We start from the raw sequence: 14,853 nt of genomic DNA, 5'->3' as shown, positions 1-14,853 counted from the left end.
ACCTCGCCATGCCACTGTTTCTACGGCACGACACTGACAAAACGAGAGGCCTGACTCCGGTTCCGGCGCGTCGGACGCCGGTCCACGGTAGGCCCGTCTGCACCGTCAGCCAATCTGGTTATCCACAGGCCATGTGGACGACGGATCAGATGCTGTGGAGAACCCCCGCGAACCTGTGCACGGACCGGGGGACAGCACTGTGGACAAAGTCATAGCGACCTCATCGCACCCCACTTGAGCTGGCCTTCTTCCATCCACTGGCTGTGGGGGAGAAAAACTTTCCCGACTGGACCAAGATCAGAACAAACAGCGCACAGCAGAGCCCTCACCGAGGAGTCGAGTAAGGACTGCAAGTTGATTGCGCCGCTTACCTGTGGAAGATTAGATTGACCGCATGACACAGGCCCCCGCGGGATCCAGAACCCTACGGCGACGGCACGATCGCGAGATCCTCGCACTCGCCGTTCCCGCCTTCGGCGCTCTTGTCGCCGAGCCGCTCTTCGTGATGGTGGACAGTGCGATCGTCGGCCATCTCGGCACCCCGCAACTGGCCGGGCTGGGCATCGCGGCCGCCCTCCTCACCACCGCGGTGAGCGTCTTCGTCTTCCTCGCCTACGCCACCACCGCGGCGGTCGCCCGTCGCGTCGGCGCCGGCGATCTCCCGGGCGCCATCCGTCAGGGCATGGACGGTATCTGGCTGGCCCTGCTTCTCGGCGCCGCTGTCATCGCCGCCACCCTGCCCGCCGCACCCTGGCTCATCGCCCTCTTCGGGGCATCGGACACCGCCGCCCCGTACGCCATCACCTATCTGCGGATCTCCAGTCTGGGTATCCCCGCCATGCTGGTCGTACTGGCCGCGACCGGCGTACTGCGCGGGCTCCAGGACACCCGGACACCGCTCTATGTCGCCATCGGCGGATTCGGTGCCAACGCTGCGCTCAACGCCGTACTTGTCTATGGCGCCGGTCTCGGTATCGCGGGCTCGGCCTGGGGCACGGTCATCGCCCAGTGCGCGATGGCCGCCGTCTATCTGGTGGTCGTCGTACGAGGAGCGCGTCGGCATGGCGCCTCGCTACGCCCCGACTCCGCGGGGATACGGGCCAGCGCCCAGGCCGGCGTGCCCCTGCTGGTCCGTACGCTTTCGCTGCGCGCGGTACTGATGATCGCCACCGCGGTCGCGGCGCGCCTGGGCGACGCTGATGTGGCCGCCCACCAGATCATCCTGTCGCTGTGGAGTCTGATGGCCTTCGCGCTCGACGCGATAGCGATCGCGGGCCAGGCGATCATAGGTCGCTATCTCGGGGCCGATGACATCAAGGGCGCCCAAGAGGCCTGCCGTCGCATGGTGCAGTGGGGAATCGTCTCCGGTGTGGTGCTCGGCGCTCTGATCGTGCTCGCCCGCCCGCTGTTCATCCCGCTCTTCACCGGCGACCAGGTGGTGCGGGACACTCTGTTGCCCGCCCTGCTGGTCGTGGCCGTCTCCCAGCCGGTCGCGGGCATTGTCTTCGTCCTGGACGGCGTACTGATGGGCGCGGGGGACGGCCCCTATCTGGCCGGGGCGATGCTGGTGACACTGGCGGTCTTCGCACCGGTCGCTCTGCTCGTCCCCGCTCTGGGCGGTGGCCTGACGGCACTCTGGTGGGCGATGGGACTGATGATGGCGGTCCGCATGCTGACGCTCTGGCTGCGCACCCGCTCCGGCCGCTGGCTCGTCACGGGTGCTACACGCTGACGCGGCGCACCAGTGCTGATCGCCGTTTCACGTGAAACATTCAGGAGCGAGCCATCCAGGGTGCCCGTTTCACGTGAAACATCAGCGACAACGCCAGCGACAACAGCGAGAGGGCCGCACCCCTGACGGGATGCGGCCCTCTCCATGCTCTGCCGAGCGCAGCGCTTACGCGGCGATGACCTCGATGCCGAGCTTCGCGGCGACCTCGGGGTGCAGACGCACAGACACCTGGTGCGAACCCAGGGTCTTGATCGGCGAACCCAGCTCGATACGGCGCTTGTCGACCTCCGGGCCCCCGGCGGACTTGATCGCCGAAGCGAGGTCGGCCGGGGTGACGGAACCGAAGAGACGACCGGCGTCGCCGGAGCGAACAGCCAGCCGCACCTTGACGGCTTCGAGGCGGGCCTTGATCTCGTTGGCCTGCTCGATGGTCGCGATCTCGTGGATCTTGCGGGCGCGGCGGATCTGCGCCACGTCCTTCTCGCCACCCTTGGTCCAGCGGATCGCGAAACCGCGCGGGACCAGGTAGTTGCGAGCGTAGCCGTCCTTGACGTCGACGACGTCACCGGCGGCACCGAGGCCTGAGACCTCGTGGGTGAGGATGATCTTCATGAGTCGGTCACCCTTCCCTTATCGCGCGGTGGACGTGTAGGGCAGCAGCGCCATCTCACGGCTGTTCTTGACGGCCGTGGCGACATCACGCTGGTGCTGCGTGCAGTTGCCGGTGACGCGGCGGGCACGGATCTTGCCGCGGTCGGAAATGAACTTCCGCAGCATGTTCGTGTCCTTGTAGTCCACGTACTGGGTCTTGTCCTTGCAGAAAGCGCAGACCTTCTTCTTAGGCTTGCGCACAGGCGGCTTCGCCATGGTGTTTCTCCTGTGTGATCAAGAAGTGGGGTACGAGCCCGCCCTAGAAGGGAGGCTCGTCCGAGTAGCCGCCGCCGGAGCTTCCGCCCCAGCCGCCTCCATTGCCCCCGCCGCTCTGCGGCTGCTGGCCGCCGCCGGCCGGCGCGCTGGTGGCCCACGGGTCGTCGGCGGGAGCACCGCCACCGCCCTGCTGGCCTCCACCACCGGGGCCGCCGCCCCAGTTGCCGCCGCCTTGGCCGCTGCCGCCCTGGCCGCCGCCGTAGCCGCCCTGGCCACCACGGCCGGTGGTCTTGGTGACCTTGGCCGTGGCGTTCTTGAGGCTGGGGCCGACTTCCTCGACATCCAGCTCGTAGACCGTGCGCTTGACGCCCTCGCGGTCCTCGTACGACCGCTGCTTCAGCCGGCCCTGCACGACGACGCGCATGCCTCGCTGAAGCGACTCGGCGACGTTCTCCGCCGCCTGACGCCAGACCGAGCAGGTCAGGAACAGGCTCTCGCCGTCCTTCCACTCATTGGTCTGACGGTCGAAGGTGCGAGGAGTGGACGCGACGCGGAACTTCGCGACCGCCGCACCGGACGGGGTGAAGCGCAGCTCGGGGTCGTCGACGAGATTGCCGACGACCGTGATGACGGTCTCGCCTGCCATGGGTGAACCTCTCGGCGGGGATTGCTTCTGGCTGCTTGCTGCTACTCGGACCCGATGACCTCTGAGCTAGACGCTCAGTGGGTCTCGGGACGGAGGACCTTGGTCCGGAGGACCGACTCGTTCAGGTTCATCTGTCGGTCGAGCTCCTTGACGACCGCAGGCTCGGCCTGAAGGTCGATGACCGAGTAGATGCCCTCGGGCTTCTTCTTGATCTCGTAAGAGAGACGACGACGGCCCCAGGTGTCGACCTTCTCGACCTTTCCGTTGCCCTCACGGACGACGGAGAGGAAGTTCTCGATCAGCGGGGAGACAGCGCGCTCCTCGAGATCGGGGTCGAGGATGACCATCACCTCGTAGTGACGCATGTGGAACCCACCTCCTTTGGACTCAGCGGCCACGGTCGTTCCGTGGCAGGAGGGTCGTGATGCGTGAGCAACGGTATCGGCAGCCACTGACAATCCGGCTCGCGGTACGAGGGATCGTGTGCTGGCCTGGGCAGACACCGGTGCAGACCGTACAGACTACCCGCACTGCGGCTTCCGCTTGAAATCCGGCCGCCCTCGGCCGCAATCTGTACACATCGGGTGTGTGCGACGCTACGATGCGCCGCCTTCCGGCTATGGCCAGGAGGTGCCACATGGCACAGGCAATGCGACCGAACTCCGCCACCTCTCTCTTCTCCACGGACGGCAAGCGCCATCCCCGCCAGGACACGCTGGTCGCGGTGACGCTGACACTGGGACTTCTCGCTTTTTTCTCGGCCTTCTTCTACAACCTGCATCTGCTCAGCTCATGGGCCGGACTGATCGGGATCCTGACGGGTGCTTACGGACAGTTCATCTCCGTCACGACCCGTGAGCGCTTCCTCAACATCCTCGGACTGGGAGCATCCGCGGTCGGCTTCTTCCTCGGAATGGCACACGGCGGACTGTTCGGCGGAGTCATCGGCTGACGGCCGCTCCGTACACGGCCAGACCGGGCGCTCCATCGGCGCAGTAGGCTTCGGCGCGAGAGCCGGAGCCCCTGTATCCATGGGGACACACCTGCCGAGGAGCGCCCCGCATGAGCCTGACCCTGAGGACCATCAGCCGAGAGCAGCATCTGGCGTACATCCAGAGCCTGCCCGCGGCGAGTCATTGCCAGGTCCCGGCATGGGCTGACGTCAAGACGGAGTGGCGCTCCGAGAACCTGGGCTGGTTCGACAAGAACGACCAGCTCGTCGGCGCCGGACTGGTGCTCTACCGTCAGCTCCCCAAGATCAAGCGGTATCTGGCGTATCTGCCCGAGGGCCCGGTGCTCAACTGGTACGCCCCCAACCTGGACGACTGGCTCCGGCCGATGCTGGCGCACCTCAAGCACCAGGGCGCCTTCTCCGTGAAGATGGGCCCGCCGGTCGTCATCCGCCGCTGGGACGCGGCCGCCATCAAGTCCGGCATCCAGGACCCGGACGTCAAGCGCCTGCGCGATGTCGAGGCCACGCACATCGAGCCCCGCGCCTTCGAGGTGTCCGACCGGCTGCGCAAGATGGGCTGGCAGCAGGGCGAGGACGGCGGCGCCGGCTTCGGGGACGTACAGCCGCGCTATGTCTTCCAGGTGCCCCTGGCCAACCGCTCGCTGGACGATGTCCTCAAGGGCTTCAACCAGCTCTGGCGGCGCAACATCAAGAAGGCCGAGAAGGCCGGCGTCGATGTCGTCCAGGGCGGCTACGACGACCTCGCCGAGTGGCAGCGGCTCTACGAGATCACGGCCGAGCGTGACCACTTCCGGCCGCGGCCGCTCTCGTACTTCCAGCGGATGTGGTCCGTCCTGAACGCCGAGGACCCCAACCGTATGCGTCTGTACTTCGCTCAGCACGAGGGCGAGAACGTCGCGGCGGCGACGATGCTGATCGTCGGCGGCCATGTCTGGTACTCCTACGGCGCGTCCGCCAACCATAAGCGCGAGGTCCGGCCCTCGAACGCGATGCAGTGGCGGATGCTGCGCGACGCCTACGCGATGGGCGCCACCGTCTACGACCTTCGCGGTATCTCCGACTCGCTCGACGAGACCGACCATCTCTTCGGTCTGATCCAGTTCAAGGTGGGCACCGGCGGCGAGGCCGTCGAGTACATCGGCGAGTGGGACTTCCCGCTCAACAAACTGCTCCACAAGGCGCTCGACATCTACATGTCGCGCCGTTAACCGCGATGATGGGCCGCGGACACGTGCGGTGGACATTTCCGTAAAGCCCTCAAGAACCCCAAGACCACTCATATCCTTCATACACCGCAGCCCCGAGAAAGGTTCCGGACCGGCATGGCGCTCTCCCTCTACGTCGACACCGCGCGCTGGCGGGCGCACCAGAAGTCGGTCATCGAGCAATTCCCGGGGCTTGTCCCGGTCTGCAAGGGCAACGGCTACGGCTTCGGCCATGAGCGTCTCGCCGACGAGACCACACGCTTCGGCTCCGACACACTGGCCGTGGGCACCATCTACGAGGCCGCCCGGATCAAGGACTGGTTCAGCGGTGACCTCCTTGTGCTCACCCCTTTCAGGCGGGGCGAGGAGCCGGTTCCGCTGCCCGATCGCGTCATCCGCTCCGTCTCGTCCGTCGACGGGGTCTTCGCGCTGGTCGGCGCCCGTGTCGTCATCGAGTGCATGTCCTCCATGAAGCGCCATGGCGTGAGGGAGGAAGAGCTGGGCCAGCTCCACGCGGCCATCGAGGACGTACGTCTGGAGGGCTTCGCCCTGCACCTTCCGCTCGACCGTACGGACGGCTCCGACGCGGTCGAGGAGGTCATCGGCTGGATGGACCGGCTGCGCGCGGCACGGCTCCCGCTGCACACCATGTTCGTCAGCCATCTGCGCTCCAGTGAGCTGGCCCGGTTGCAGCAGCAGTTCCCGCAGACCCGTTTCCGCGCCCGTATCGGAACCCGGCTCTGGCTCGGCGACCACGAGGCCACCGAGTACCGCGGCTCCGTCCTGGACGTCACCCGGGTCGTCAAGGGCGACCGGTTCGGCTACCGGCAGCAGAAGGCCGCCTCGGACGGCTGGCTGGTGGTTGTCGCGGGAGGTACGTCCCACGGCGTCGGACTGGAGGCGCCCAAGGCCCTGCACGGCGTGATGCCCCGCGCCAAGGGCGTCGCCCGAGCCGGCCTGGCCACGGTCAACCGCAATCTCTCCCCGTTCGTCTGGGCCGGGAAGCAGCGCTGGTTCGCCGAGCCGCCGCACATGCAGGTCTCGATCCTGTTCGTGCCCTCGGAGGCCGACGAGCCCAAGGTCGGCGACGAACTGGTGGCCCATCTGCGCCACACGACGACCCAGTTCGACCGCCTCGTCGACCGCTGACGCCGGACCCGCGGCCCCCGGCGCCCTCGCGGCACCGCCCTTCGCAGCACCGCGCTCTGAGCGCCCTCACAGGCGCTCAGAGCGTTCTCAGTGGCGCTCTGAGCGTTCTCAGTGGCGCTCAGAGCGCCAGGGGGCCCGCGGAGAGGCGCAGGGGGAGCCGGAGGAGCCGGAGTCGGGGATGCGCACGGCAAGCCCGCACCGAGCCGCTCTCAGGCCGCCCCGGGGGGCCGCGTCCCCCAATCGACGCGCGGTGCCTCCACCGTCTGAGCCGTGTGCTCCGTCGAGCGGCGGGCCTGTCCGAGTACGAACACGTCCTTCGCGCCGTCCAGCACACCGCCCGAAGGGTCGTCCGTACCGTCCGTCCGTACACCGTCCCGCTCGGGCAGCAGCGCGTCCCGTACGACCAGCGCGCACAGATACAGCGTCCCCGCCAGATGCAGGGCGATGGCGAGCTGGTACCCCTCCGTGGGCAGGCCCTTGTGGGCGTCACCGCTCGTCGTGTACGCGAGGTACATCCAGATGCCCAGGTAGTACATGACCTCGCAGGCCTGCCAGATCAGGAAGTCGCGCCAGCGCGGCCGCGCCAGGGCGGCCAGGGGAATCAGCCACAGTACGTACTGCGGCGAGTAGACCTTGTTGGTGAGGATGAACGCGGCGACGACAAGGAAGGCGAGCTGCGCGAAACGCGGCCGGCGCGGAGCCGTCAGGGCCAGCAGCCCGATGCCCGCGCACGCCAGCACCATCAGCACCATCGCATAGGTGTTGACGGTGTCGACCTCCAGTGACTTGCCCGTGCGCTGTGTGATGATCAGCCAGAAGGAACCGAAGTCCACCTGCCGCTCCTGGCTGAAGGTGTAGAACTTCTTCCATCCCTCGGGTGCGAGCACCATCACCGGCAGATTCACCGCCAGCCACGCGCCCGCCGTGCCCAGCAGGGCCGTGCCGTACTCCCGGAACCTCCCGGCCCGCCAGCACAGCACGAACAGCGGTCCCATCAGCAGAACGGGATAGAGCTTGGCGGCGGTCGCGAGCCCGATGAGGATGCCGAAGGCCAGCGTCCGGCCGCGGGACCACATCAGCATCGCCGCGGCGGTGAGCGCCACGGCCAGCAGATCCCAGTTGATGGTGGCGGTGAGCGCGAAAGCGGGCGCCAGAGCGATCAGCAGCGCGTCCCAGGGGCGGCGCCGGTGGGTGCGTGCGGCACAGACCGCGATGACCGCGGCGCAGATCATCAGCATCCCCGCGTTGACCATCCAGTACATCTGCTCGCGGTACTGGATGGAGCCGCCCGGCGTGAGCCAGGAGGCGACCTCCATGAAGAGGCCGGTCAGTACCGGGTACTCCAGATACGGCATGTCGCCGTTCAGCCGGTCGAAGTACGGCACCAGGTTGTCGGCGAAGCCACGCCCCAGATAGAGGTGCGGAATGTCCGAGTAGCAGGCGTGGGTGTACTGCGAGCTGGCGCCCCGGAACCAGGCCCATTCGTAACAGGGCATCTTCTGCGCCATGCCCAGCGCAAACATTCCGATCGCCACCAAGGCGACGACGCGTACGGGGGTGAGCCGGCTGCTGCCGAGCCAGGCCCAGCGTCCGATCGGGCCCCCGATCAGCTCACTGCCGGCCGTGGCGATCTCGTCCCGCCGGGTGGGGGACACGACCGGCCGGTCCTGGTGCACGGTTGTCTCTTCTGCGCTGGGCATGGCGCCCATCCTGCCGTACGGGGCCGTGAACGCGACGAGGGCCGCCGCACGGTACGCACAGTGGGTCTGTACGTAACCGGTGCGACGGCCCTCGATCAGGCACGTCGGACGCTGCCAGGGGCAGGATCGTCGGTCAGGCCGAGCGGCTGTCCTCCCGCCGCGACCCTGGCCGGCTAACCCCCTGAGCCTCCGAAGAAGCCACCGCTGCCGTCCTGGCCGCCTGGATCGGCTCCGGTCGCCGGCGGTGACGTACTCGGTCCGCCGTTGCCGCCGCCGTTGTCACCGCCCTGATTGCCGCCTTGATTGCCGCCGCCGTTGTCGCCGCCCTGATTGCCTCCGCCGTTGTCGCCACAGCCGAAGATCTGCTCACAGGTGTCGCTCGGGCTGGGCGGGGGCGAGGACGGCGTCTCGGACGGCGTCTCGGAGGGGGTCTCCGACGGCGTCTCGGACGGGGTCTCGCTCGGCGTCGGGGTCGGGCTGGCGGCGCCGCCGCCGTACCAGGTCCCGCCGATGGGCTCGGGCTTGGGGAAGGCCTTGGCGGGCACGTTCTTCAGCGCCTCCGCCATGTAGTCGTGCCAGATCTCGGAGGGGAACGACGCACCGTGGATCGATTCCTGATCACCGGTGCCGTACATCTTCAGGAACTCGCGCTTCTTGTTGTTCGCGTCGTCGTCCATCCGGTACATGTCGATGGCGGTGGAGAGCTGCGGGGTGTAACCCACGAACCAGGCCGACTTGTTGCCGTCGGTGGTACCGGTCTTGCCGGCCACCTCACGCCCCTCCAGCCGGGCGTTCTTGCCCGTTCCCTCCTCCACCACGGTCTTCAGGACGTCCGTGACATTGTCCGCCACCGCGGCGGAGAAGGCCGTCTTCGCCGGCTTGTCGTGCTGGTACACGACCTCGCCGCCCTTCTTCACCTCGGAGACGGAGTACGGGTCGCGCTGCTTGCCACTGGACGCGAACGTGGCGTAGGAGGCCGCCATCCGGATGGCGCTGGGGTCGGAGATACCGATCGAGAACGACGGCACATCGGACTTGTTGAGAGAGCTTTCCAGCAGACCCGCCCGGATCGCGTAGTCCCGCACCACCGGGATGCCCACATCCATGCCGAGCTGGACGAAGGGGGAGTTGGCGGATTCCCGCATCGCCTCGCGCAGATCGATGTCGCCGTACGACTCATCCCCGTCGTTGGTCTGGAGCCACTCCTTGCCTTCCTCGTTGGTCCAGATCGAACCGTCGTAGTTCTTGATCTTCAGCTTGTTGTCGCCGTTGTAGATCGTCTTGTCCGGCGAGACCGGAGTGCGCTGGTCCAGGCCCTGGTCCGGGCCTACCTGAGGATCACGCACGCCCTTGTCCATCGCGGCGGCCAGCACATACGGCTTGAAGGTCGATCCGACCTGCGCGCCCGTCTGGTCGGCGTTGTTGGTGAAGTGCTTGACGGCGTCCTGACCGCCGTAGATGGCGACGATCTTCCCGCTCGCGGGCTCGACGGAGGCACCGCCGAACTGGACGTGCGTATCGGTCTTCGGCCGCTTCTTGGGGTCGATATTGGCGTCGTAGACCTTCTCGACCGCCTTCTGGAGCTGCTGGACCTTCTTCTTGTTGAAGGTCGTGTGGATCTCGTAGCCGCCCGTGGCCAGCTGCTCGGCCGTGGTGCCCCGCTCGTTGTTGTTGACGAAGTAGGCCTTCGCCAGGTCGACCAGATAGCCGATCTGCCCGCTGAGCTCGCCGTTCTTCTTCGGCGGGTCCGGCATCGGGAAGCTTGTGTACTTGGCGCGCTCCGCCGCGTCGAGGCGCCCGTCCTTGACCATCTCGTCGAGAATCCAGGACCAGCGCTCCGTGGCCCGCTCGGTGTTCTTGGCGGCGGTGGCCTCCGGGTCGATCTCGGACTGTCCGGCGGGGTCGTAGAGCGTCGGACCCTTGAGGAGCGCGGCGAGGAAGGCGCACTCGCTCGCGTTCAGCTCCTTGGCGTCCTTGCCGTAGTACGTACGGGCCGCGGCCTGGATACCGCTGGCACCGCGTCCGTAGTACGAGGTGTTCAGATAGCCCGCCAGGATCTCGGGCTTGTCCATGTCCGTGCCGACCTTCATGGAGATGAACAGCTCTTTGAACTTACGGCTGAACGTCTGGCTCTGGTCTCCGAGGCGGGCGTTCTTGACGTACTGCTGGGTGATGGTCGAGCCGCCCTGCGTGTTACCGCCCATGGCCATGTTGAACAGCGCCCGGCCCATGCCCATGACATCGATACCGGGGTCTTCGTAGAACGACTTGTTCTCGGCGGAGACGACCGCCCCCTGCATCGCCTTGGGGATGCTCTCGATCCCGATGATCTGCCGGTTGACCTCACCACCGGTGGCGACCATCTGCGTGCCGTCGTCCCAGTAGTAGACGTTGTTCTCGGCCTTCGACGCCTTGTTGTCGTCGGGGACCTGGACCACGGCGTACGCGATCGTCCCCGCGGCGAGGACGGAGCCGAGGAAACCGATGGAGAGGGCGGTGGTCTGCTTCCAGGACGGCACCCACCGGCGCCAGCCGTATTTGCCGTAGCGCGGATAGTCGATCAGCCGTTTCTTGCCCGGCTGGCCACCGCGGCCGGGCCCTTCGGCCCCGCCGCCCCCGCCACGCCGGCCACCGCCGGGTCCACCACGGCCCGGCCCCCCGGCATCCGGCGCGCGTCGGCGGCCGCCCCGCTGGGCGGCACGCCTGGCGGCGGCACGTCCGCCGTAGGGGGTCTCCTCCTCGTACGAATCGGAGTGCGAAGCCGAAACGGTTTCCTGGGAAGGGGCAGCACGGCGGCCTGATGGCTGCGGGGCCGCACGCCTGGCCGCGGCACGTCCGCCACCCTGCGGCTGCGGTTGTTTGCGACGGTGCTCGCTCATCGAACGACTACTCCTCGGGCAGGCGCGGACGCCTGGAAGCGGCAGTTGAGTTCCGGTCCCCCCGAAATGAATACGGACCAGCCCGGTTGGGAGCTCATCCGGCAGACAGCCGGTAAGCCGACAGTCTTGACGCTCGGCCGCGTCGTTCGGTTCCCAGTGGTCTGCATGCCGCACAGACTACGCACGGTCAAAACCTTCCGAGAGCCGAAGTTCGTCTCAAATCAGGCAAGTTGCTTCCTGAGAATTGTCAATGTGACGCCGTTCACCTTGACCCCACTTGTCCCAACTGCATCTCCGTTCTATCGTCGGGATGTATCGAGTCGATACATCAGAACGCCATAAGGATCCCGGACGGTGGAGGAGGCGAAGGGTGAGTAGACGCTCGGGCATCCTTGAGTTCGCTGTCCTCGGTCTGCTCCGCGAGTCCCCCATGCACGGCTATGAGCTGCGAAAACGGCTCAATACCTCGCTGGGGATCTTCCGGGCCTTCAGTTACGGGACGCTCTATCCCTGCCTCAAGACGCTGGTCGCCAACGGCTGGTTGATCGAGGAGCCGGGCAGCGCCCCCGAGGAAGCACTCGCCGCGTCACTGGCGGGGCGCCGCGCCAAGATCGTCTATCGGCTGACGGCGGAAGGTAAGGAGCACTTCGAGGAACTCCTGTCGCACACCGGTCCCGATGCCTGGGAGGACGAGCACTTCGCTGCTCGGTTCGCCTTCTTCGGCCAGACGGAGCGCGAGGTGCGGATGCGGGTGCTGGAAGGGCGGCGCAGCAGGCTGGAGGAGCGCCTGGACAAGATGCGCGCCTCCCTGACCCGTACACGTGAGCGCCTCGACGACTACACGCTTGAGCTCCAGCGCCACGGAATGGAGTCCGTGGAGCGCGAAGTGCGCTGGCTGAACGAGCTCATCGAGAGCGAGCGGGCGGGACGGGACCAGCGACGGTCCGGCCCCGAGGATCCCGCCGCACAGGAAGACACACCGGGGAAAGCGGATGGCCTGCCCCGGCACCTGGACGCCGCGTCTCCCGGGGGCATGTCCCCGGGGCATCCAGGACCGCCGGATCCGTCCGCGGACACCACCAAGTGAGGTCCTGCACCTCCGCAGGGTCTCATCATGAACACTGAGATCGAACAGGGAGCAACCGGAATGGGTTCGGTTCGCGTAGCCATCGTCGGCGTGGGCAACTGCGCCGCCTCGCTGGTGCAGGGCGTCGAGTACTACAAGGACGCCGACCCGGCGGGCAAGGTACCGGGTCTGATGCACGTCCAGTTCGGCGAGTACCACGTGCGGGACATCGAGTTCGTGGCCGCCTTCGACGTCGACGCGAAGAAGGTCGGCCTCGACCTCGCGAACGCCATCGGCGCCAGCGAGAACAACACCATCAAGATCTGTGATGTGCCGACCACGGGCATCACCGTCCAGCGCGGCCACACTCTCGACGGTCTGGGCAAGTACTACCGCCAGACGATCGAGGAGTCCCCCGAGGCACCCGTGGACATCGTCCAGACCCTCAGGGACAAGCAGGTCGACGTCCTCGTCTGCTATCTGCCCGTGGGGTCCGAGGCCGCCGCGAAGTACTACGCGCAGTGCGCCATCGACGCCAAGGTCGCCTTCGTCAACGCCCTTCCGGTCTTCATCGCCGGCACGAAGCAGTGGGCGGACAAGTTCACCGAGGCCGGTGTCCCGATCATCGGTGACGACATCAAGTCCCAGGTCGGCGCGACCATCACGCACCGCGTCATGGCGAAGCTCTTCGAGGACCGGGGCGTTGTCCTGGACCGCACGATGCAGCTCAACGTCGGCGGCAACATGGACTTCAAGAACATGCTCGAGCGTGAGCGCCTGGAGTCGAAGAAGATCTCCAAGACACAGGCCGTCACCTCCCAGATCCCCGACCGCGACCTGGGTGCGGACAATGTCCACATCGGCCCGTCGGACTATGTCGCCTGGCTCGACGACCGCAAGTGGGCGTACGTCCGCCTCGAAGGCCGCGCCTTCGGCGATGTCCCGCTGAACCTGGAGTACAAGCTCGAGGTCTGGGACTCCCCGAACTCCGCGGGTGTCATCATCGACGCCGTGCGTGCCGCGAAGATCGCCAAGGACCGCGGCATCGGCGGCCCGATCCTGTCGGCGTCCTCGTACTTCATGAAGTCGCCGCCGGTCCAGTACTTCGACGACCAGGCGCGCGAGAACGTCGAGAAGTTCATCAGGGGCGAGGTCGACCGCTAGCGGTCGCTTTTCCCGTACGAGCCACGAGCTGTACGCGGAGCCATACGAGAGGGGTCACCGGGCAGCCGTCCGGTGACCCCTCTCGTATGTCCTGCCGAGGCGTCCCGTGTCGCGTCGAGGCGTCCCGCCGAAATGCCTCACGGAGGCGTGTGTGACGCTGGCTCACATGCCTGTCCGACGTGATCTGCGTGTGCTCCTGCGCCTCAGCGCTTTCCGTCGGCTGCTCGCGGTCCGTCTGCTGTCCCAGGGGGCCGACGGAGTCTTCCAGGTCGCGCTCGCCGCCTATGTCGTCTTCTCCCCGGAGAAGCAGACCTCGCCCGCCGCGATCGCCTCCGCGATGGCGGTGCTGCTGCTGCCGTACTCACTGGTCGGCCCATTCGCCGGTGTGCTGCTCGACCGCTGGCAGCGCCGCCAGGTCTTTCTGTACGGCAATCTGCTGCGGGCCCTTCTGGCGAGCTGTACGGCGCTGCTGATCCTGGCCGCCGTGCCCGACTGGTGCTTCTATGTCTCGGCGCTGTCCGTGACCGCCGTCAACCGGTTCGTTCTCGCAGGGCTTTCAGCCGCCCTGCCGCAGGTCGTCGACAAAGACCGTCTCGTCCTCGCCAACTCCCTCTCCCCGACCGCCGGCACGCTCGCCGCCACCGCGGGAGGCGGTCTCGCCTTCGCCGTACGGCTGACCGTCTCGGACTCCGACGCCCCCGTGATGCTGCTGGGCGCCGTCCTCTATCTCTGTGCCGCGCTCACCTCGCTGCTGCTGGCACGTGAACTGCTCGGTCCCGAGCAGTCGCTCACCCAGACCCGCCTGGGTGCCGCCCTGGCCTCCACCGCACGCGGACTCGCGGGCGGACTCCGGCATCTCAGGGAACGGCGAGCAGCGGCCGGCGCACTGGCCGCCATGACAGTGATGCGCTTCTGCTACGGGGCGCTCACCGTGATGGTGCTGATGCTCTGCCGGTACGCCTGGACCGACCAGAACTCCGACGGGCTGGCGCTGCTCGGACTCGCTGTCGCTGTTTCCGGAGCGGGCTTCTTCGTCGCCGCGGTGCTGACCCCGTGGACGGCGGGCCGGCTCGGACCGTATGGCTGGATGGCGGTGTGCTCGGGTGCGGCTGCCCTTCTCGAACCCGCCCTGGGACTGCCCTTCGCTCCCGTGCCCACGCTCGTGGCCGCGTTTGTTCTCGGTCTGATCACACAGGGAGCGAAGATCGCCACGGATACGGTGGTGCAGACGGCGGTGGACGACGCCTTCCGGGGCCGGATCTTTTCGCTCTACGACGTCCTCTTCAATGTGGCCTTCGTCGGCGCCGCGGCGGTCGCCGCACTGATGCTGCCGCCGGACGGCCGGTCGGTACCGCTCGTACTGACAGTCGCGGTTCTCTATGCGGCCGTCGCCGTGGCTCTGACGCGCGGAAGGCGATGTTTCACGTGAAACATCGCCCCCAAGCACACGCAGCGCGGGTCATGTTTCACGT

The 14,853-nt window shown here is 67.2% G+C and carries 13 protein-coding genes; 7 read left to right on the top strand and 6 right to left on the bottom strand.

Going from position 1 to position 14,853, the window contains the following annotated elements:
* Positions 1-394 precede the first annotated feature (394 nt).
* Positions 395-1,732, top strand: a complete 1,338-nt coding sequence (locus ACWGDX_RS20030; protein ID WP_453627296.1) for an MATE family efflux transporter — start codon at positions 395-397, stop codon at positions 1,730-1,732.
* 165 nt (positions 1,733-1,897) lie between these two features.
* Here ACWGDX_RS20030 and rplI read toward each other — a convergent pair whose 3' ends face one another.
* The 4 genes from rplI to rpsF all read right to left on the bottom strand — a co-directional run bounded on the left by rplI (position 1,898) and on the right by rpsF (position 3,610).
* Positions 1,898-2,344 (bottom strand): 50S ribosomal protein L9, encoded by a 447-nt coding sequence (rplI, locus tag ACWGDX_RS20025; protein ID WP_363079910.1) that lies wholly within the window; start codon positions 2,342-2,344, stop codon positions 1,898-1,900.
* Between the two features lie 18 nt (positions 2,345-2,362).
* Complete coding sequence (gene rpsR, locus ACWGDX_RS20020; RefSeq protein ID WP_003967857.1) at positions 2,363-2,599, bottom strand: 30S ribosomal protein S18; 237 nt, start codon at positions 2,597-2,599, stop codon at positions 2,363-2,365.
* Positions 2,600-2,642: 43 nt separating this feature from the next.
* A complete protein-coding gene (locus tag ACWGDX_RS20015; RefSeq protein ID WP_453627294.1) occupies positions 2,643-3,245 on the bottom strand; it encodes a single-stranded DNA-binding protein in 603 nt (200 codons plus the stop codon).
* Positions 3,246-3,319: 74 nt separating this feature from the next.
* Positions 3,320-3,610: a 30S ribosomal protein S6 gene (rpsF, locus tag ACWGDX_RS20010; protein ID WP_006604399.1), complete on the bottom strand. Its 291-nt coding sequence runs from the start codon at positions 3,608-3,610 to the stop codon at positions 3,320-3,322.
* A 272-nt stretch (positions 3,611-3,882) separates the two neighbouring features.
* Here rpsF and ACWGDX_RS20005 point away from each other — a divergent pair, with 272 nt between their 5' ends.
* The 3 genes from ACWGDX_RS20005 (at position 3,883) to ACWGDX_RS19995 (ending at position 6,572) form a co-directional block, all read left to right on the top strand.
* Positions 3,883-4,197, top strand: coding sequence for a hypothetical protein (locus ACWGDX_RS20005; RefSeq protein WP_365902148.1), 315 nt, complete (start codon positions 3,883-3,885; stop codon positions 4,195-4,197).
* Positions 4,198-4,307: 110 nt separating this feature from the next.
* Positions 4,308-5,426, top strand: coding sequence for a lipid II:glycine glycyltransferase FemX (locus tag ACWGDX_RS20000; protein WP_453627293.1), 1,119 nt, complete (start codon positions 4,308-4,310; stop codon positions 5,424-5,426).
* Between the two features lie 114 nt (positions 5,427-5,540).
* Positions 5,541-6,572: an alanine racemase gene (locus tag ACWGDX_RS19995; RefSeq protein ID WP_453627291.1), complete on the top strand. Its 1,032-nt coding sequence runs from the start codon at positions 5,541-5,543 to the stop codon at positions 6,570-6,572.
* 209 nt (positions 6,573-6,781) lie between these two features.
* On the opposite strand, the gene ACWGDX_RS19990 is transcribed toward ACWGDX_RS19995, so the two are convergent.
* Positions 6,782-8,272, bottom strand: a complete 1,491-nt coding sequence (locus tag ACWGDX_RS19990) for a glycosyltransferase family 87 protein (RefSeq protein ID WP_453627289.1) — start codon at positions 8,270-8,272, stop codon at positions 6,782-6,784.
* Between the two features lie 173 nt (positions 8,273-8,445).
* Positions 8,446-11,151: a transglycosylase domain-containing protein gene (locus ACWGDX_RS19985; protein ID WP_453627287.1), complete on the bottom strand. Its 2,706-nt coding sequence runs from the start codon at positions 11,149-11,151 to the stop codon at positions 8,446-8,448.
* Between the two features lie 370 nt (positions 11,152-11,521).
* Between ACWGDX_RS19985 and ACWGDX_RS19980 the strand changes: the two genes are divergently transcribed.
* The 3 genes from ACWGDX_RS19980 (at position 11,522) to ACWGDX_RS19970 (ending at position 14,810) form a co-directional block, all read left to right on the top strand.
* Positions 11,522-12,238, top strand: a complete 717-nt coding sequence (locus tag ACWGDX_RS19980; RefSeq protein ID WP_453627285.1) for a helix-turn-helix transcriptional regulator — start codon at positions 11,522-11,524, stop codon at positions 12,236-12,238.
* Positions 12,239-12,298: 60 nt separating this feature from the next.
* Positions 12,299-13,381, top strand: coding sequence for an inositol-3-phosphate synthase (locus ACWGDX_RS19975; protein WP_453627397.1), 1,083 nt, complete (start codon positions 12,299-12,301; stop codon positions 13,379-13,381).
* 166 nt (positions 13,382-13,547) lie between these two features.
* Positions 13,548-14,810, top strand: coding sequence for an MFS transporter (locus tag ACWGDX_RS19970; RefSeq protein ID WP_453627283.1), 1,263 nt, complete (start codon positions 13,548-13,550; stop codon positions 14,808-14,810).
* Positions 14,811-14,853: the final 43 nt, after the last annotated feature.

It is taken from the genome of Streptomyces sp. NPDC055025, from assembly GCF_053608565.1.
Note: the sequence above shows the minus strand (reverse complement) of the source record. Positions and strands in the feature narration are given on the sequence as shown.